At 65.0% G+C, this 18,425-nt stretch carries 18 protein-coding genes; 11 read left to right on the top strand and 7 right to left on the bottom strand.

Annotated elements, in window-relative coordinates; translation table 11 throughout:
* The first annotated feature begins 57 nt into the window (after nucleotides 1-57).
* From D4Q52_RS18905 to D4Q52_RS18895, 3 genes are all read left to right on the top strand, one after another.
* The gene (locus D4Q52_RS18905) at nucleotides 58-1,341 is read left to right on the top strand and encodes an ArgE/DapE family deacylase (protein ID WP_119858125.1); all 1,284 of its coding nucleotides are present in this window, start codon (nucleotides 58-60) and stop codon (nucleotides 1,339-1,341) included.
* 99 nt (nucleotides 1,342-1,440) lie between these two features.
* Complete coding sequence (locus D4Q52_RS18900) at nucleotides 1,441-1,839, top strand: PaaI family thioesterase (protein WP_119858144.1); 399 nt, start codon at nucleotides 1,441-1,443, stop codon at nucleotides 1,837-1,839.
* A 263-nt stretch (nucleotides 1,840-2,102) separates the two neighbouring features.
* Complete coding sequence (locus D4Q52_RS18895; protein ID WP_119858124.1) at nucleotides 2,103-2,723, top strand: GNAT family N-acetyltransferase; 621 nt, start codon at nucleotides 2,103-2,105, stop codon at nucleotides 2,721-2,723.
* Between the two features lie 127 nt (nucleotides 2,724-2,850).
* On the opposite strand, the gene D4Q52_RS18890 is transcribed toward D4Q52_RS18895, so the two are convergent.
* Both D4Q52_RS18890 and D4Q52_RS18885 read right to left on the bottom strand, forming a co-directional pair.
* On the bottom strand, nucleotides 2,851-3,150 hold the full coding sequence (locus D4Q52_RS18890; protein WP_119858123.1) for a hypothetical protein: 300 nt from the start codon (nucleotides 3,148-3,150) through the stop codon (nucleotides 2,851-2,853).
* A gap of 226 nt (nucleotides 3,151-3,376) precedes the next feature.
* A complete protein-coding gene (locus D4Q52_RS18885; protein ID WP_119858122.1) occupies nucleotides 3,377-3,550 on the bottom strand; it encodes a DUF1328 domain-containing protein in 174 nt (57 codons plus the stop codon).
* Nucleotides 3,551-3,777: 227 nt separating this feature from the next.
* Between D4Q52_RS18885 and D4Q52_RS18880 the strand changes: the two genes are divergently transcribed.
* Nucleotides 3,778-4,572, top strand: a complete 795-nt coding sequence (locus tag D4Q52_RS18880; RefSeq protein WP_119858121.1) for a tetratricopeptide repeat protein — start codon at nucleotides 3,778-3,780, stop codon at nucleotides 4,570-4,572.
* A gap of 282 nt (nucleotides 4,573-4,854) precedes the next feature.
* Nucleotides 4,855-6,717, top strand: a complete 1,863-nt coding sequence (locus tag D4Q52_RS18875; protein ID WP_119858120.1) for a potassium transporter Kup — start codon at nucleotides 4,855-4,857, stop codon at nucleotides 6,715-6,717.
* Nucleotides 6,718-6,729: 12 nt separating this feature from the next.
* On the opposite strand, the gene D4Q52_RS18870 is transcribed toward D4Q52_RS18875, so the two are convergent.
* Both D4Q52_RS18870 and D4Q52_RS18865 read right to left on the bottom strand, forming a co-directional pair.
* Nucleotides 6,730-7,371 (bottom strand): CPBP family intramembrane glutamic endopeptidase, encoded by a 642-nt coding sequence (locus D4Q52_RS18870; RefSeq protein WP_119858119.1) that lies wholly within the window; start codon nucleotides 7,369-7,371, stop codon nucleotides 6,730-6,732.
* Nucleotides 7,372-7,456: 85 nt separating this feature from the next.
* A complete protein-coding gene (locus tag D4Q52_RS18865) occupies nucleotides 7,457-7,666 on the bottom strand; it encodes a hypothetical protein (RefSeq protein WP_147407822.1) in 210 nt (69 codons plus the stop codon).
* A 240-nt stretch (nucleotides 7,667-7,906) separates the two neighbouring features.
* On the opposite strand from D4Q52_RS18865, the gene D4Q52_RS18860 reads away from it, so the two are divergent.
* The 4 genes from D4Q52_RS18860 to D4Q52_RS18845 all read left to right on the top strand — a co-directional run bounded on the left by D4Q52_RS18860 (nucleotide 7,907) and on the right by D4Q52_RS18845 (nucleotide 10,079).
* Entirely contained in the window at nucleotides 7,907-8,302 is a 396-nt protein-coding gene (locus tag D4Q52_RS18860) for a hypothetical protein (RefSeq protein WP_119858117.1), read from the top strand.
* A gap of 226 nt (nucleotides 8,303-8,528) precedes the next feature.
* The gene (locus tag D4Q52_RS18855) at nucleotides 8,529-9,026 is read left to right on the top strand and encodes an MOSC domain-containing protein (RefSeq protein ID WP_119858116.1); all 498 of its coding nucleotides are present in this window, start codon (nucleotides 8,529-8,531) and stop codon (nucleotides 9,024-9,026) included.
* Nucleotides 9,027-9,070: 44 nt separating this feature from the next.
* Nucleotides 9,071-9,661, top strand: coding sequence for an NADPH-dependent FMN reductase (locus tag D4Q52_RS18850; RefSeq protein ID WP_119858115.1), 591 nt, complete (start codon nucleotides 9,071-9,073; stop codon nucleotides 9,659-9,661).
* A gap of 31 nt (nucleotides 9,662-9,692) precedes the next feature.
* Nucleotides 9,693-10,079: a group III truncated hemoglobin gene (locus D4Q52_RS18845; RefSeq protein ID WP_119858114.1), complete on the top strand. Its 387-nt coding sequence runs from the start codon at nucleotides 9,693-9,695 to the stop codon at nucleotides 10,077-10,079.
* Between the two features lie 244 nt (nucleotides 10,080-10,323).
* On the opposite strand, the gene yghU is transcribed toward D4Q52_RS18845, so the two are convergent.
* The 3 genes from yghU to D4Q52_RS18830 form a co-directional block, all read right to left on the bottom strand.
* Nucleotides 10,324-11,196, bottom strand: a complete 873-nt coding sequence (yghU, locus tag D4Q52_RS18840; protein ID WP_119858113.1) for a glutathione-dependent disulfide-bond oxidoreductase — start codon at nucleotides 11,194-11,196, stop codon at nucleotides 10,324-10,326.
* A gap of 116 nt (nucleotides 11,197-11,312) precedes the next feature.
* Nucleotides 11,313-12,485, bottom strand: coding sequence for a GGDEF domain-containing protein (locus D4Q52_RS18835; RefSeq protein ID WP_119858112.1), 1,173 nt, complete (start codon nucleotides 12,483-12,485; stop codon nucleotides 11,313-11,315).
* A 490-nt stretch (nucleotides 12,486-12,975) separates the two neighbouring features.
* The gene (locus tag D4Q52_RS18830; protein ID WP_119858111.1) at nucleotides 12,976-13,563 is read right to left on the bottom strand and encodes a TetR/AcrR family transcriptional regulator; all 588 of its coding nucleotides are present in this window, start codon (nucleotides 13,561-13,563) and stop codon (nucleotides 12,976-12,978) included.
* Nucleotides 13,564-13,764: 201 nt separating this feature from the next.
* On the opposite strand from D4Q52_RS18830, the gene D4Q52_RS18825 reads away from it, so the two are divergent.
* Both D4Q52_RS18825 and D4Q52_RS18820 read left to right on the top strand, forming a co-directional pair.
* Nucleotides 13,765-14,967 carry an efflux RND transporter periplasmic adaptor subunit gene (locus D4Q52_RS18825; RefSeq protein WP_119858110.1) on the top strand — a complete coding sequence of 401 codons (1,203 nt, stop codon included), beginning with the start codon at nucleotides 13,765-13,767 and terminating at the stop codon, nucleotides 14,965-14,967.
* 125 nt (nucleotides 14,968-15,092) lie between these two features.
* Nucleotides 15,093-18,335, top strand: coding sequence for an efflux RND transporter permease subunit (locus tag D4Q52_RS18820; protein ID WP_234831247.1), 3,243 nt, complete (start codon nucleotides 15,093-15,095; stop codon nucleotides 18,333-18,335).
* Nucleotides 18,336-18,425 lie beyond the last annotated feature (90 nt).

Here is an 18,425-nt window from a genome sequence, read left to right as displayed (position 1 = left end):
CGATCTGTGGTTTGATCACACCGCAAGACCAGACACCAGCAACGGAGCCGTCGTCGAATGAGCGTCAATGAACTCCAACGCCGAATCCTTGACGCCGTCGATGCCGGCTTCGATGCCCAGCTGGCCACCACCCGAGACTTCGTCGCGATCCCGAGCACGCGCGGCGCCGAGGGGCCTTGCCAGGACATGATCGGCGACTTGCTTCGGCAACGCGGCTACGAAGTCGACGATTGGCATATCGACGTCGATGAGCTCAAGGATCTGCGCGGCTTCGGTCCGATCGAGCACGATTTCTCCAAGGCCCGCACCGTCGTCGGCACCTATCGGCCGGCAAATGCCAGCGGCCGCTCGCTGATCCTGCAAGGGCATTGCGACGTGGTGCCGGCCGGACCGCTCGACATGTGGGACACGCCGCCGTTCGATCCGGTGGTGAAGGACGGCAAGATGTACGGCCGCGGCGCCTGCGACATGAAGTCGGGCACGATCGGGGCCCTCTATGCGCTCGACGCCATCAAGGCCGCGGGGCTGCGGCCGACCGGACGCATTCACTTCCAGTCGGTGATCGAGGAGGAAAGCACCGGCGTCGGCGCGCTGTCGACGCTGCAGCGCGGCTACCGCGCCGATGCGTGCTTCATCCCCGAGCCGACCGGCGCCAAGATGGTGCGCTCGCAGGTCGGCGTGATCTGGTTTCGGCTGAAGGTGCGCGGCCATCCGGTGCATGTCGCGACCGCTGGCTCCGGCTCCAACGCCATCACCGCCGCCTATCACCTGATCGAAGCGCTCGGCAAACTCGAGGAAGAATGGAATCGCCGCGCCGCCAGCGACACCCATTTCAAGACGCTGACGCATCCGATCAACTTCAATCCGGGAATCATCAAGGGTGGTGATTGGGCGTCGAGCGTGCCGGCCTGGTGTGACGTCGATTGCCGGATCGCGGTGCTGCCGGGCTGGTCGATCGCCGATCATCAAGCCGAGATCCTGGCGTGCGTCGCGGCGGCATCGCGCGATCACCGCTTCCTGTCCAACAACCCGCCGCAGGTGGAATGGTCGGGCTTTCTATCGGAAGGCTATGAGCTCACCAACTCGGCGGAGCCGGAGGCGGCGTTCGGCAAGGCCTACGACGCGGTGTATGGCGGAACGACCCCCGACCTGGTGTTCACCGCGCTCACCGACACCCGCTTCTACGGGCTGAACTACAATATCCCTAGCCTGTGCTTCGGCGCCAGCGGCGCAGCGATGCACGGCTTCAACGAATATATCGATCTCGACTCGCTGCGGCAGTCGACCAAGGCGACCGCACTGTTCATCGCCGAATGGTGCGGCGTCGAGCCGGCGCAATAACCTGCGAGGTCATTGCCGATCGCCGGCCGGCGGCTAGGCTGGCGGCCGGCCGCAACGCTCAAGAGCCCGCGCGCCAGACGCGGGCCGACAGGAGGTATGATGACGCCGCTCGAGATGATCAAGTCGCGGCCGCTGCCGTTTGCGGTGCTGATGGGCGTGGAGTTCATCGAGGCGGAGCCGGAGCGGGTGGTGGCCAGCATGCTGGTGCGTCCGGATCTGTGTACGCTCGGCGATGCGATCCATGGCGGCGCCGTGATGGCGCTGGCCGACACGGTGGGCGCGACCGCGACCTTCATCAACCTGCCACCCGACGCCAAGGGCACGACCACGCTGGAGAGCAAGACCAATTTCGTGGCGGCGGCGAAGGTTGGCAGCACAGTTCGGGCGATCGCGACGCCGGTGCACCGCGGCAAGCGGACTCAGGTCTGGCAGACCCGCATCGAAACAGAGGACGGGCGTCTGGTCGCTCTGGTGATGCAGACGCAAATGGTTCTTTGATACCGCCAGCGCCGATCTCGACCTCCGTAACATCCCTAGAGTGCGGTGCAACGACACCCATCCGGGCGCATGTTTGCGCTCGCTCAAAGTTTGTTAAGCAGCTTGAATTTAAGAGGATTTAGCAACGTTTGGGTGGCCGAAGGCCAGTCGTCCGCTGGTGCGACGCCATTTGATCTTGAATATTATTGTGCGCTGCACAATATATCTTTGGTCTAGGGAATCGAACGCCTCCTTGAGGGTCGTCCCCCCAAAGGAGATGAACTATGTACGACGCTCTCATCGCCGATCTCACCGGGTCCAAAGGGACGATCAGGTCGCTGATCAACCAGGAGCTGCCGTTGCTGAGAGACCATCTGCTGCGGCTGGATGCGGAGAGCCGGCGCGATCGCTTCAATGGCTATGCAGATGAGGGCTTCATCGATCGCTATGCCAGGAAGTGCGGTGGCGACGGCACCATCATCATCGCGTTTTTCGGCGAGGACGGCGCGGTGCACGCGGCGGCCGAACTGCATCAGCCGGATTCGTCGACCGACCGGCTGCCCGAAATCGCATTCAGCGTCGAAGCGCATCTGCGCCGCAAGGGGATCGGCAGCATCCTGTTCAGGCAGCTGATGGAAGTTGCTCGGTCGCTCGGCTACGAAAACCTGCGCATCACGACGGGCGCGCAGAACCAGGCGATGCGCGCGCTGGCCAACAAGTTCGGCGCTCATCTGACCTTCCGTCAGGGCGAGTCGACCGGCACGATCGACCTCAACCAGGACGCATCGACGGCCAACGCGCCGACGATCGAGATTCCGGCCGGGGCCGCGAGCGCGCTGATCGATTTCAATCAGGCGTGCTGGAACCTGTTCCTGAGAATGTCGGGGCTCGGCCGCGCGGCATAAGCCGACGGCCGACCTGAGCAGTTTCCAAAAACAGTGCCGCCGCGGCTCGCAGCCCGCGGCGTTGTTTTCGTCTGGTCGATGATAAGGCAGTTCGTCGGCGCAGCGATCGGCGCGCGCGACTTCGCGCTCAGATTCGCTTGTCGTTACCGACGATGCGGCGGGAGACGCGGCGCTCGACCACGACCGAGCGCTGGCTGCCTTGCTCGCCGGTGATCACGCGGGTCGTGCGCGCGGCGGCGCGACTGGCCTTGCGCACTTCGCCCTGCACCTGTTCAATCGGCAAGCCCATCAGCGAAGCAGCGATCTCGGCCTGCGACTCGACGTCGTCGGTGATGCCCATGGCGGCGAAGATCGCTTCCTCCAAGGTCGGAGGATCGCGTCGCACCCGCCGCACCCCATACTTCGTATTCCAGTCTTCGCCGCTCATGACACGCCCCGATTGCTTGCTGCGATACGTAGTTGAGCCGATGCTGCAATGCAATATGGAATCGGCGCTTGCGCCTATTACCTTGGTCGAAATTGATCAGTCGTGGTTGCGGCAGATCAAACTGTGGTAGCTCGAGTGATCGAAGGTGTCCGTCCTTAGCGATGCTCCGCCACGCAAGCCGGGGCGGAGCATGAGGTCGATATGGTGTGCACTACGATTTGATGCGCTAGGCCCTGAAAATCGTGAAGCCCAAAATGAGCAGCACGATGAAGATCACCACAAAGATATAAAAAAGGATCCGCGCGACATCAGCGGACGCGGCCGAGATTCCGGTGAAGCCGAAGATTCCGGCTATGACCGAGATCACCAGGAAGATCAGGGCCCATTTCAAGATCGTCATCGATGTGTTCCTCGTCAAATTATGCTGCTTGAACGGGGAGCGTCGTCCATGGTTCCCGCAATTCGTAGTGGAGATCGTTCGAAGCTTTGCATTCAAAATGCATTGCAGCGGGCGTCCGGTTTGAAGCCTGTCGGCGATCCGGCTAGATTGCCGCGGCGGCGACAGGGGTGCCGAGGGACGGTGGGACGACGATGACGATATGGCGCGCGTTGGCGCGATGCTTGGCGATGCCGACCCTGGTGCTGGCGGTCTCGGCTTCCGCGGTGCTGGCACAATCCGCAGATCTGGTGCTGTGCGACCGGATCGCCGCCGATCCGGCCGACCCCGACAAGCCGGCGAGCATCAAAGGCGTGGCAGAGATCGCGGCCGGCGACGTCGAGACCGCAATCAAATATTGCCGCACGGCATCAGCCGGATCCCGTCGCGCGATGTATGCTCTCGGACGCGCCTTTGCTGCGAACCAACAGCAGGCAGAGGCGATCGCGGCGTTCCGCAAGGCGTCCGCGAAGGGCAGCACCTCGGCGATGGTCGAACTCGGCGTCGCCTATGCAACCGGCGTGGGGGTTGCCAAAGACGAGGCGCAGGCGCGGCAACTGTTCGCGAAAGCGGCGGAAGCGGGCAATCCGCGCGGTGTCAGCAATCTCGCTGCGCTCGGCGGAGGGGCGTCCGACCCGGCCAAAACTCGGGCATTGCTGGCCAAAGGGGCAGAAACCAATGCCGAGGCCCAGTATCAGCTCGGCATGATGCTGGCAGAAGGCATCGGGGGCCCGAAGGACGACGTTGCCGCACGGGCGCTGTTTGACAAAGCGGCGGCGCAAGGGCATCCCGGCGCACTGGAGCGGATGGGCGCGTTCGCTCAGGCCGGACGCGGCGGGCCGAAGGATGCCGGCGCCGCCAAAGGTTTTTACGAAAAGGCTGCCGCCCTCGGCAACGCCGATGCGGCGGCGGCGTTGAAGCGGGCCGATTGCCCCTATGCGATCAAGGACAAGCAGGGGAAGCTTGTGACCAATCTGTGCTTCTAGGACGTTGGGGGCGACCTCTCCGGGGCATTCCGTCCTGACTTGAAAATCTACGAGCGAGGCATCGGGATGACCGCCTTGGCAGTCGGCAGAGCCGCCTGACGAGCCGGCACCGTCTGATCCAGGTCAACAACAGAGCGCGGCCGCTATGAATAAAAACGCGGGATCGGTATCGCACGCCGGCCGACTGGCTTGGCCGGCGCGCTATTCGGATTGCGGTGCCGAAAACGTCCGGCCCGCGTCCTGCGCCCCCGCCGAACGGCTGATCGTGCCAGAGGGCGAGTCATGAGCCAGCAAAAGACCCGCGCCGGCCTGCTGATCAGCACGATCGGCGTGGTGTTCGGCGACATCGGCACCAGCCCGCTTTACGCTTTGAAGGAAACCTTCGCCGGCCATCATCCGATCCCGGTGACACCTGAGAACATCTTCGGCGTGCTGTCGCTGGTGTTCTGGACGGTCATGTTGCTGGTCACGGTGAAATACGTGATCATCATCATGCGGGCCGACAACCACGGCGAGGGCGGCAGCCTGGCGTTGCTGGCACTGGTCACCGAACTGACACGCGGCCGACGGGTGCACTATCCGCTGATGATGCTGGGCGTGATCGCCGCGGCGCTGTTCTACGGCGACAGCATGATCACCCCGGCGATCTCGGTGCTCAGCGCCGTCGAGGGCCTGGAGGTCGTGACGCCGGATCTCAAGCTTTATGTCGTGCCCATCACCGCCGTGGTGCTGACGGCGCTGTTTGCGATCCAGTCCCGCGGCACCGGCCTGGTTGGGCGATTGTTCGGGCCGGTGATGACGATTTGGTTCGTCACGCTCGCGGTGCTCGGCGTCGCCCACATCGTCCGCTCGCCGGATGTGCTGGTGGCGATCAATCCGGTCTACGCCATCGAATTCGTGATCCGCCATCCCCTGATGAGCTTCTACGCGCTCGGCTCGGTGGTTCTGGCAGTGACCGGCGGTGAGGCGCTGTATACCGACATGGGGCATTTCGGCCGATTTCCGATCCGGCTGGCGTGGTTCGGCCTGGTGCTGCCAGCGTTGATGCTGAACTATTTCGGCCAGGGCGCGCTGCTGATCGCCCATCCGACCGCGATTCAAAACCCGTTCTTCCGGATGGGCCCGGAATGGATGGTGATGCCCATGGTCGCGCTGGCGACGCTGGCCACCGTGATCGCATCGCAGGCGGTGATCTCCGGCGCCTTTTCCGTGGCGCGGCAGGCGATCCAACTCGGCCTGCTGCCGCGGATGACCATCGTGCATACCTCAGGTGAGGAGGCAGGCCAGATCTATGTGCCGTTCACCAACTGGACCCTGTACATCGCGGTGATGGCGCTGGTGATCGGCTTCCAGTCGTCGAGCAATCTTGCCGCGGCCTATGGCATCGCCGTGACCGGCACGATGATGATCGACACCATTCTGGTGTCGTTCGTGATGGCGCTGCTGTGGCGCTGGAACATGGCGCTGGTGATCGTCGTCGCGGGCACGCTGCTCGCTGTCGACTTCGCGTTCTTCGCCGCCAACATCATCAAGGTGGCGCAGGGCGGCTGGTTTCCGCTGTTCATCGGCTTCATCTCGTTCACGGTGCTGACCACCTGGCGCCGCGGCCGCGCGTTGGTGCGTAAGCAACTGAAGAAGCAGGCGGTGCCGCTCGACGTCGTGATCCGCGCGCTCGGCCCGAACGTGTCGCGCGCCCGCGGTACGGCTGTGTTCCTGACCGCCGCGACGGACGGCGTACCGCCGGCGCTGCTGCACAACCTCAAGCACAATCAGACCGTCCATCAGCGCGTCGTGCTGACGACGGTGATGACCGCCGAAACGCCCTACGTGCCCGACAGCGAGCGGGTGCTGATGACCGATATCGGCGACGGCTTCCATCGCCTGATCATCCGCTACGGTTTCATGCAGACGCCCGACGTTCCGGCGGCGCTGTCGCTGTGCAAGCAGTTCGGGCACGAGTTCAACATGATGTCGACCTCGTTCTTCCTCAGCCGCGAAACCTTCGTGCCGAGCCTCAATCCCGGCATGGCGCTGTGGCGCGAGCGGCTGTTCACCTTCATGACACTGAATGCCACCCGGGCGACGACGTTCTTCAAGATTCCGACCGACCGCGTCGTCGAACTCGGCACCCAGCTCGAGATCTGATCGGAACCGTGCTCAGGCGAGGCCGAGCGCGAAGGCGAGGGTGCCGATGGCTGCGTGCGAGACGATCAACGGCCAGATGTTGCGCATCCACAGATAGGCCGCGCCCCACACCAGCCCGAGCAGGAAAGTGTTGAGCAACAGCGCCGGGTCGCCGTAGCAGAGATGGATCAGCGAAAACATCGCCGCCGAATACAACACATAAGCCCAGCCGCCGCGCGACAGCCGGTCGGTGATCAGCTTCGGGATCGAGCGGCACACCACTTCCTGGCACGGGCTCGACACCAGCACATAGAACGGCGCGAAGCTCAGCCACGCCGGCGGTTTGGCGTCGAACTCGAACAACTGGGTCTGCAGCAGCATGACCGCCGCGATTGCGGCCGTGACCACCGCGCAGCCGAGCCAATGGCGCCATTGATGCGGCTTACCGAAGCCAAGCTCCGCGAACGACACGCCGGCCCAGACGCAGAGCCCGACGCACAGGCCCGATACCAGCATCAGCGCGTGCATGCGATAGGCGAAGGGCAGAACTCCGAACTGGATCGCCAGGCCCGGAGCAGCGAGCAGGAGCGCCAGCCCGGCCAGCGGCAGGAGCGGGCGGGTCACGATGCTGGGTATATCGGCCGAGGCAGGCGCGGCTTGTCGCAAATCTGTCATCGGCCGATCATCGGCATTTCGGCCGCTGATGCCAGTCACAAGCGCGCCAGCGCGGCTCTATCAGACGTGGGAGGGGAATGACGGCTCAGCGACGGCTACTGGTGCCGACCCCGACTCCGATCCCGCCGCCAACCCTGACGCAGGTGCTGCCACCCTCGACTTGGACGAAGCCCGGCCCATAGGCGGCGCAAGGGTTGCCGCTCGACTGCTTCGGCGACGGCATCGGTTTGGGCGCGGCGCGCTTGTCCTCGGCGGCCTGAGCGGACGAGGCGGCGAACACAAGGGCAATCAGCATGAGTCTCATAGGGCGTGATTACCTCAGATCAGGCTCGCATTCTACCGCCCGCGGCGGCGGTTCCGTCGCCGCAAAGCCGCCGCAATCGCACAGCTGACATTTGGGTGCGGTGGGAAACCGCAGGGAAGGTCCGGCAACGCGCTTGACGCCGCCGCGGCGCTCGGATTTGAGGTAGCTGACGCTTTTGAGCAAACGCTGGTTGCGGTCTCGCACGGCTGAGCGCATTCGACGGGGGTCTCGATGAAGAAAATGTTGGTCATGGTGGCGCTGTTGGCCTCGAGCGCGGCGCTGGCGCAAAACGCGAGCGCTCCGCCGATGGTTGGTGATCGGCCGTTGGTGCAGGTCAAGCCGCGCGGCGACAAGATGGCCAAGTCCGATGGCGCCAAGCAGGACAAATCGGGCAAGCCGCCGATCGCGGAGCAGTTGCAGGCCTGTCTCGAAATCGAGGACGGCAGCAAGGAGCGGCTTGATTGCTTCGACGCGATCTTCCCGCCGAAGCCGAAGACGCCGAAGAAGGGCGCCAAGCAGGCCCCCGCAAAGGCCGTCGCCGACTGCCGTTTCACCAAAGAGCAGGATGAGCGGCTGGCCTGCTACAACGGCTTTGCCGAGGCCCTGCCGAAGCCGCCGAAGACCTGAGCGGTTGTCTCTCGGAGCTTTGATCCGGCGGCGTAGCCCTCGTTCGCGTGGTCATCACCCGCGAATGCGGGTGACCAAGTATTCCAGAGTGGTTGTTACTTTATCGCGGCCTCACTCCGTTTCTGGGTCGCCCGGACGAGCCGGCGATGCCAGCGAGGAGTGAGGCGATGGCTGAATGTTGGGCTGGGCTCAACCGAGACACCGTGCTCTCGTCGAACGCGCTCGCATGACTGCGTTTCCCCCTGATGCACCGCTTGGCCGGCTGATCGCCGCGCCGATGCGGCCGGGCCGTCTGACCTGGATCGGCCTGCGTCCGGCCCGCCATGCCGAGATGACCACGCCGGATGAAGCCCAACTGATCGCGCAGACCGGTGTCGCCGGCGATCGTTATCGCACCACCCGCAATGGCGCTCGTCAGGTGACGCTGATTGCTGTCGAGGACCTCGCCGCCATTGCGGCGTTTCTCGGCCGCGACAGCGTGGCGCCGGAGTTGCTGCGGCGCAATCTGGTGACCAGCGGGATCAATCTGGCTGCGCTCAAAGCCCAACGTTTTCGGATCGGAAACGCAACACTGGAAGCCTCAGGCGACTGTGCACCGTGTAGCAAGATGGAAGAGACGTTCGGGCTCGGCGGCTACAACGCCGTGCGCGGTCGCGGCGGCATCACGGCCCGTATCCTCGAGAGCGGCACCGTGCGGATCGGCGACCCGGTGGAGCGCGTTTAGGATCAGGCGCGCCACAGCGGCGGCGCTATGAAGGGAGTTCGCCGATGTCGCTTCGCCTGCTCGTGCTGTACGGCTCGTATCGCTCTGACCGGATGGGAATCCGGCTTGCCAATTACGTCGTCGCGGGCCTGCGCGACCGTGGCGACGATGCCGAACTGATCGACGCCAAGGCGATCGGCCTGCCGATGCTCGACCGGATGTACAAGGAGCATCCCAAGGGCCAGGCGCCGGCTGCAATGGAATCGCTCGCCGACAAGATCCGCAGCGCGGACGGTTTCGTATTTGTCACCGGCGAGTACAATTGGGGCGTTCAGCCTGGACTGAAGAACCTCACCGACCATTTTCTCGAGGAGTGGTTCTGGCGGCCGGCTGCGATCGCAAGTTATTCGGCCGGGCGGTTTTCCGGCGTGCGCGCGGCGACCGCATGGCACGGCACGTTGAGCGAGATGGGCATGGTGGTGGTTTCGTCGACGCTCGGCGTCGGGCCGATCGCGCAGACGCTGGACGAGGCCGGCACGCCGATCGGCGACGGCGGCAAATCGCTGTCGCGCGCGTTCCCGCGCTTCGCCGAGGATCTCGCGTGGTGGGCCGAAGCCGCCAAGGCGCAGCGCGCCAAGGTCAAACCGCCATATTGAGCGCGGCCTTGTCGCATCCTACATCTACACCATGCACGCCATCACCGAAGCGCAGATCGCCGAACTCGTCCGCACCTTCTACGCGCGGGCCCGCGACGACGATCAGATCGGTCCGATCTTCAATCGCGCAGTCGCCGATTGGGATCACCACATCGCGCAGATCAGCGATTTCTGGTCGTCGATGCTGCTCAAGACAGGCCGCTACGAAGGACGGCCGATGCGGCCGCATCTGATGCTCGGCCTCGAGCCCGCGCATTTCGACCGCTGGCTGCGTTTGTTCGAGGCGACCGCGACCGAACTGTTCGCCCCGGATATCGCCGCCGCCTTCATCCTCCGCGCCCGCCGCATCGCCGACAGCTTTGAGATGGGCATCGCGACCACGCAGGGTCGGGTCGCAGGGCCGCGGCATAGCGTGTAGTTAGGTTGCTCACCAGCCTCTCGTCATTCCGGGGCGCGCGTAGCGCGAGCCCGGAATCCATACGCCGCAGCACCAGCTGTTGAGTACCTCGCCGGCCGCTATAGTTTCAACGTGAGTCCAGGGGCTATGGATTCCGGGTCTGCGCTGCTGCGCAGCGCATCCCGGAATGATGGGGAGAGGCGGTGCCTGACCTAACGGGCTTCGACGTTACCACTCCCCGCATTCACCTGTTACTTCGCGCCGCTTACTTCGCCGCGACTTTGTCCTGCGTCTTGGTGTCGAAGTCGCTGGCGTCGTGGCGTTCGTGGAGCTGCGTCGAGGGGTCGCCGGAGACGCGGTTGACCATGCGGCCGCGCTTGACGGCCGGGCGCTCGCCGATTGCTTTGGTCCAGCGCTGCACGTTGCTGTAGCTGGCGACGTCCAGGAACGTGGCGCTGTCGCCGTAAAGCAGGCCGCTGGCCAAGCCGCCGTACCACGGCCACACCGCGATGTCGGCGATGCTGTATTCGCTGCCGGCGAGATAGACCGATTCACCGAGGCGGCGGTCGAGCACGTCCATCTGCCGCTTCACCTCCATGGCGAAACGGTTGATCGGATACTCCCACTTCTCCGGCGCATAGGCGTAGAAGTGGCCGAAGCCGCCGCCGAGATACGGCGCGCTGCCCATCTGCCAGAACAGCCAGTTCAGGCATTCGGTACGACCCGCCGGCGTGGTCGGCAGCAACGCGCCGAACTTCTCGGCGAGATACAGTAGGATCGAGCCCGACTCGAACACGCGGATCGGCGGGTTCGCCGAGCGGTCGAGCAGCGCCGGAATCTTGGAGTTCGGATTGACCTCCACGAAGCCCGACGAGAACTGATCGCCGTCGCCGATCTTGATCAGCCAGGCGTCGTACTCAGCGCCGCTGTGGCCGAGCGCGAGCAACTCCTCGAGCATGATGGTGACCTTCTGACCGTTCGGCGTCGCCAGCGAATAAAGCTGTAGCGGATGCTTGCCGACCGGAAGTTCCTTGTCGTGAGTTGGTCCGGCGATCGGACGATTGATCGACGCGAACTTGCCGCCGTTTTCCTTGTCCCAGGTCCAGACTTTCGGCGGCGTGTAGGGGGCGTCGGTCATCAGCAGCTCCGGTTGCTCTTGTTGTTGCGGGTGGGGAAACAATGGCGAAGCCGCGATGCTTTGCAAGGGTGCGGCGTGATCGGCACCGTGCAAAGCTGCGTGAGTTCGCAGCATAGCTACGCGGCCGAGAGTCCGCCGTGCGGTGCAGAAGCTGCGGTGATCGAATGATCGGCGTCCGCTTCCAGCCGCGCGCAGCCGCCGCCGGCGCGCTTGGCTGCGTAGAGCGCGCGATCGACACGCTCGAGCAGTTGCGCGGTGGAATGGGTCGATGTGCCGTCGCTGACCACGAGGCCGGCGCTGGCGCCGATCCGCACCGGCAGATCCGACAGCAGGAACGGCGTCGACAGATCGAACACCACGGCGCGTGCGAGGTGCAGCGCTTCCTCGCGGCCGAGATCGCCCAGCGAAACCGGCTTCAGCAGCATGAATTCGTCGCCGCCGATCCGCGCTGCAATGCCGCCCAGCCCGGCGCACGCCTTGAGCCGCGTGGCGACCTGGCGCAGCAGATCGTCCCCGGCCTGATGGCCGTGCCGATCGTTGATCGGCTTGAAGCCGTCGAGGTCGACGGCAATCAGCGTGAAGCCGCCGCGGACATCTGCCAGGGCCTCGAGGAAGCCGGCGCGGTTCGGCAGGTCGGTGAGGAAATCGTGTGTCGCCTGGCGCGACAGCCGATGCTTGGCTTCGAGCCGCTCGATGAACGCGGCGCTGAGATGCTTGGATGCCTCGCGCAACGTCAGCCAGAACAACACCAGCATGGCGGCGCCGATCTTGTAGGCGAGTTCGGGGCGCATCAGTCCGGCCGTGGCAATCGGGATCAGCAGCATCGCCGACGCGGTGAGGATGATCCACGGCCGGATCGCCGCGCGCGACACCATGCCGACGCAGTACGACATCGCCAGACCGAACGCGATCCAGGCACCGGCGGCGTCGCCGAGCCACAGCGCTCGAAAGGACAGCGCGCCGAGCGCGAGGCTGAACGCCGAGGCGCCGGCCGCATAGAGGAATTCCCACCGCACGACGTCGGCATCGTTGAAGTTCGCGGCGCGCGCTTTGTAGCGCAGCAACGAGATGACTCGCGTGGTGGCGAAGATCGCGATGAATGCCGAGGTGATCGCGTAGCCGACGTCGCCGCTGATCAGCGTCAGCGCCACGGCGCCGGTGACGGAGGTGACGCCGATCGCTGCGACCTGTGGCAACGAGGTGTAGAGCAGTTCGACCAGTTCGCGGCGAATGCGCGGATCGGGGTGCAAGAACCTTTTAAACAACGAGAGCGGCATACGCGGCACCATTCGTCGCGATTTCCTAATAACCGATGGCAACAAGGGCGCCGCGCGGCACTATCGTCGCGGCAGTGTTAACGGCGCGTCAATGAACAAGGCAGGAGGCCAGAACCCCACAGTTTCCCGCAACAGCGGATAGCCTCTCCCGAAGTCATTCCGGGGCGCACCGCCGCGCCGGCTCGGTCGGCCGGGTGGTGCGAACCCGGAATCTCTGCGGAGCGGTGAAGAGGGTGCGTACCAACATCGGGATTCCGGGTTCGCGCCGCTGCGCGGCGCGCCCCGGAATGACCGTGCTTTGGGGCTTGGCGGCACAGCCTCTCCCCATGTCATTCCGGGGCGGACCACCGGGCCGGCTTGGCCAGCCGGTGGTGCGAACCCGGAATCTCTGTGGCTCGGCGAAAAGGTGCGTACCAACATCGGGATTCCGGGTTCGCGCCGCTGCGCGGCGCGCCCCGGAATGACGGTGTGTAGGGCTTGGAGGGGTGGGGGCAGGCCGGGCCTAGACCGGTGGCCAGCTGCGCAGAGCCATGTCGGCGAGTTTGCCGAGTTGGTCGCGGGAGGCGCCACCGGCGGCTTGGACGGCCATGCCTTGCAGAATGGTCGAGACGTAGCGGGCGAGGTCGTCGGCGTCGGCGGTGGCCGGCAGGTCGCCGTCGACGATCGACCGCGCCAGGCGGTCGCGCAGCTGCTGCTCGGTCTTGGCGCGGCGCGCCGCCAGCTCCTGCTTGATGGTCTCCGCGGTCTCGCCGCAGCAGAGCGCGCCTTGCACGGCAAGGCAGCCGGGGTTGCTGGGATCGCTCATCGCATCGACGGCGCCGAGCAGGATGTGCTCGACCACCTCGCGCGCCGTCGGCTTGTCGAGCCCGGCCTGATAATAGCCGCCGGGGCCGTCGACGTAGCGATCGAGCGCCTTGCGGAACAGATCTTCCTTGTTGCCGAACGCCGCATACAGGCTCGGCTTGGTGATGCCCATGGCCTCGGTCAGGTCGGACATCGAGGTGCCTTCATACCCCTTGCGCCAGAAGACATGCAAAGCGAGGTCGAGCGCGCTGTCGACATCGAATTCGCGGGGTCGGCCCATGGCCATTTCGAAACACCTCCACAGTTTTCTACCAACCGGTAGATAAGTGTCTTGACAGCAGATGTCGAGCGTCCATTTATACCGGACGGTATGGATATGTGCACTGCAGCGTGGTATGATGTTCCCATTCGGACGCCGCAGCACGCACACGAGTTACTGAATTTGCTGGGCTTTTTGCAAGCTCACTCAGGTTGAATAGGAATCACCATGGCCAAGACTTTCGCTGGATACGTAACGCTCGGCGCGGGGATTGTGGCAATCTCGGCCGCCTTGGCGGGTGGCGCTGCGCTGATCGATCGCACCGCGGCGCAGGCCGAGACAGCGGCAGCGCCGCCGCCGGCGGTGGCCGCGTCGGTCGCGCTGGTGGAATCCAAGGCGACGACGCCGTCCGACGAGTTCTCCGGCCGGCTCGAGGCGATCGAGCGGGTCGAGATCCGCTCGCGGGTCGCCGGCGCCGTGCAGGAGATCAAGTTCCACGAGGGCACTCTGGTCAAAAAGGGTGACCTGCTGGTGATCATCGATCCGGCGTTGTACGCCGCCGAGGTCGACCGGGCGCAGGCCCAGCTTGCCGCGGCGCGCGCCCGCGTGGTGTTCACCAAGGCCGATGTCGAGCGCAGCCAGCAGCTCTCCAGCTCCGCCATCACCCAGCGCGAGGTGGAGAACCGCCTCAACGCCTATCGCGAGGCCGAGGCGAATGTGAAGACCGCCGAGGCCGCGCTACGCACTGCGGAGCTGAACCTCAGCTACACCGAAGTCCGCGCCCCGGTGTCCGGCCGCGTCGGCAAGATCGAGATCACCGTCGGCAATCTGATCGCCGCCGGGCCGAGCTCGCCGCTGCTGACGACGCTGGTGTCGGTCAACCCGATCTACGCCAGCTTCAATGCCGACGAGCAGGTCGTCGCCCGTGCGCTGAAGACGTTGTCTGACGAGAAGACGCCAGGTGCGATCGATCGCATCCCGGTGCAGATGACGACCGGCACCGACACCGCGCCGGTCAAGGGCAAGATGCAGTTCGTCGACAACCAGGTCGATCCGCGCTCCGGCACGGTGCGGGTGCGGGCGGTGTTCGATAACGCCGATGGTCGGCTGATGCCGGGCCAGTTTGCGCGGCTGTCGATGGGCCAGCCCAAGCCCGAGCCGGCGCTGCTGGTTTCGGAACGCGCGGTCGGCACCGACCAGAACAAGAAGTTCGTGATGGTGGTCGATCCGCAGAACCACGCCGAGTATCGCGAAGTGACGCTCGGCGCCTCGGTCGAGGGCATGCGCATCGTCGCGTCCGGCTTGAAGGCCGGAGAGCGCATCGTCGTCAACGGCCTGCAGCGGGTGCGGCCCGGCGCGACCATCAAGCCGGAAACGGTGGCGATGGACGGCTCCGCCGAAACTACCGGCAAGGCGCTCGCACAGAACTAAGCATGAGCGATCCCGCCGCGGCGGTATCGGATCTCTTACCTCGCATTGCGTAGCCGCGCGGCCGAAGCTCGGCCGCGCCAGGATTTCTGCGCCCGCGCGTGGGCGGATCGATACGGGCCAATGTCATGAATTTCTCGAAATTTTTCATCGATCGTCCGATCTTCGCCGGCGTGCTGTCGGCGGTGATTTTTCTCGCCGGTCTGCTGTCGCTGCCGGTGCTGCCGATCTCCGAATATCCGGAGGTCGCGCCGCCGACCATCGTGGTCACCGCCAACTATCCGGGCGCGAATCCCAAGGTGATCGCCGAGACGGTGTCGACGCCGATCGAAGAGCAGATCAACGGCGTCGAGAACATGCTCTACATGAGCAGCCAGGCGACCACCGACGGCCGGATGACACTCAACGTCACGTTCCGGCTCGGCACCGATCCCGACAAGGCGCAGCAGCTGGTGCAGAACCGCGTGTCGCAGGCCGAGCCGCGGCTGCCGGCCGAAGTGCGCGCGCTCGGCATCACCACCATCAAGAGCTCGCCCGACCTCACCATGGTCGTGCATCTGATGTCGCCGAACGACCGCTACGACATGACTTACTTGCGCAACTACGCGGTGCTCAACGTCAAGGACCGGCTGGCGCGGATCGAGGGCGTCGGCCAGGTCCAGCTGTTCGGTTCGGGTGATTACTCGATGCGGATCTGGCTCGACCCGCAGAAGGTCGCCGAGCGCGGCCTGTCGCCGAGCGACGTGGTGCGCGAGATCCGCGCCCAGAACGTGCAGGCCGCGGCCGGGCAGGTCGGCAGTTCGCCGGGTGAGCCGGGGCTCGATCTGCAGCTGTCGATCAACGCCCAGGGCAGACTGCAGACCGAAGACGAATTCGGCGACATCATCGTCAAGAATGGCGACAACGGTGAGGTGGTGCGGCTGCGCGACGTCGCCCGCATCGAACTCGGCGCCGCTGACTATGCGCTTCGTTCGCTGCTCAACAACAAGTCCGCTGTCGCGGTGCCGATCTTCCAGTCGCCGGGCTCCAACGCCATCCAGATCTCCGACAACGTCCGCAAAACGATGAAGGAGCTGAAGGAGAACATGCCGGACGGCGTCTCCTACGACATCGTCTACGACCCGACGCAGTTCGTCCGCGCCTCGATCGAAGCGGTGATCCACACGCTGCTGGAAGCGATCGCGCTGGTGGTGCTGGTCGTGATCCTGTTCCTGCAGACGTGGCGGGCCTCGATCATTCCGCTGATCGCGGTGCCGGTGTCGGTGATCGGCACCTTCGCGGTGATGCATGTGTTCGGATTTTCGATCAACGCGCTGACGCTGTTCGGCCTGGTGCTGGCGATCGGCGTCGTGGTCGACGACGCCATCGTCGTGGTCGAGAACGTCGAGCGCAACATCGAGCGCGGGCTCAATCCGAAAGACGCCGCCTATCAGGCAATGCGCGAAGTCACCGGTCCGATCATCGCGATCGCGCTGGTGCTGGTCGCGGTGTTCGTGCCGCTCGCCTTCATTAGCGGCTTGACCGGTCAGTTCTACAAGCAGTTCGCGCTGACCGTTGCGATCTCGACCGTCATCTCCGCGTTCAACTCGCTGACGTTGTCGCCGGCGCTGGCTGCGCTGCTGCTGAAGGGCCACGACGCTCCGAAGGATGCGCTGACGCGGTTCATGGACAAGACGCTCGGCTGGTTCTTCGTGCGCTTCAACCGCTTCTTCACGAAGAGCTCCGAGGCCTATGGCGGCGGCGTCAAGCGGGTGATCTCGCGCCGCGCGATCGGCATGGCCGTGTATCTCGTGCTGGTCGGCGTCACCGGCTGGCTGTTCCACGCCGTGCCGGGCGGCTTCGTGCCGGGCCAGGACAAGCAATATCTGGTCGGCTTCGCGCAGCTGCCAGACGGCGCCACGCTCGACCGCACCGAGGAGGTGATCCGCCGCATGGGCGAGATCGCCCAGAAGGAGCCGGGCGTCGAGAACTCGATCCAGTTTCCCGGCCTGTCGATCAACGGCTTCACCAACTCGTCGAACTCCGGCATCGTCTTCATCGGCCTGAAGGACTTCGAAGACCGCAAGGGCGCGGCGCTGAGCGGCAACGCCATTGCGATGGAGCTGAACAAGAAGTTCGCCGGCATCCAGGACGCCTTCATCGCGATGTTCCCGCCGCCGCCGGTCGCAGGCCTCGGCACCATCGGCGGCTTCAAGTTGCAGATCGAGGACCGCGCCGGCCTCGGCTACGAGGCGCTGAGCGACGCCACCAAGGCGTTCGTCGGCAAGGCCTCTCAGCAAAAGGAACTGGCCGGGCTGTTCACCAGCTATCAGATCAACGTGCCGCAGCTCTATGCCGACGTCGATCGCACCAAGGCGCGCCAGCTCAACGTGCCGGTGACGTCGATCTTCGACACCATGCAGATCTATCTCGGCTCGCTGTACGTCAACGACTTCAACCGCTTCGGCCGCACCTATTCGGTGCGGGTGCAGGCCGACGCCAAATATCGGGCGCGCGCCGACGACATCGGCCAACTCAAGGTGCGCTCCGACAGCAACGAGATGATCCCGCTGGCGACGCTGCTGCGCGTCAAGGAGAGCGCAGGGCCGGAGCGGGCGATGCGCTACAACGGCTTCCTCACCGCCGACGTCAGTGGCGGCGCCGCGCCTGGCTTCTCGACCGGGCAGGCGCAGGACGCGATCGAACGCGTCGCCAAGGAGACGTTGCCGAAGGGCGTGTCCTATGAATGGACCGAGCTGACCTATCAGGAGATCATCGCCGGCAATTCGTCGCTGATCGTGTTCCCGGTGGCGCTGCTGCTCGTCTTCCTGGTGCTGGCCGCGCAGTACGAGAGCCTGACGCTGCCGCTGTCGATCATCATGATCGTGCCGATGGGGCTGCTCGCGGCGATGTTCGGCGTCTGGATCAGCAAGGGCGACAACAACGTCTTCACCCAGATCGGCCTGATCGTTCTGGTCGGCCTGTCGGCGAAGAACGCCATCCTGATCGTCGAGTTCGCGCGCGAACTGGAATTCGCCGGGCGCAAGCCGATCCAGGCGGCGATCGAGGCGAGCCGGCTGCGGCTGCGGCCGATCCTGATGACGTCGATGGCGTTCATCATGGGCGTGGTGCCGCTGGTGACCTCGACCGGCGCCGGCTCGGAGATGCGCCACGCCATGGGCGTCGCGGTGTTCGCCGGCATGATCGGCGTCACCGCGTTCGGCATCTTCTTCACCCCGATGTTCTACGTGCTGCTTCGTGCGCTCGCCGGCAACCGGCCGCTGACCCAGCACGGGGAGGCGACTGTCGTCGATGCCCCGACACAGCCGCACGCATCGCACGCGCCCGAGCCCGAGCCTCGCTCGGAGCGCGTGCTGATGCCGCACGAGTAAAACAGAGGCCTGCGATCAGCTCATGATCAGCATCGGATGCTGATCGCAGCCTTGACCGGAATAATTCTCATCATTCGTCGCGCTGGCGAT

The organism is Rhodopseudomonas palustris, from assembly GCF_003591005.1.
Lineage (GTDB): Bacteria > Pseudomonadota > Alphaproteobacteria > Rhizobiales > Xanthobacteraceae > Rhodopseudomonas > Rhodopseudomonas palustris_K.
Note: the sequence above shows the minus strand (reverse complement) of the source record. Positions and strands in the feature narration are given on the sequence as shown.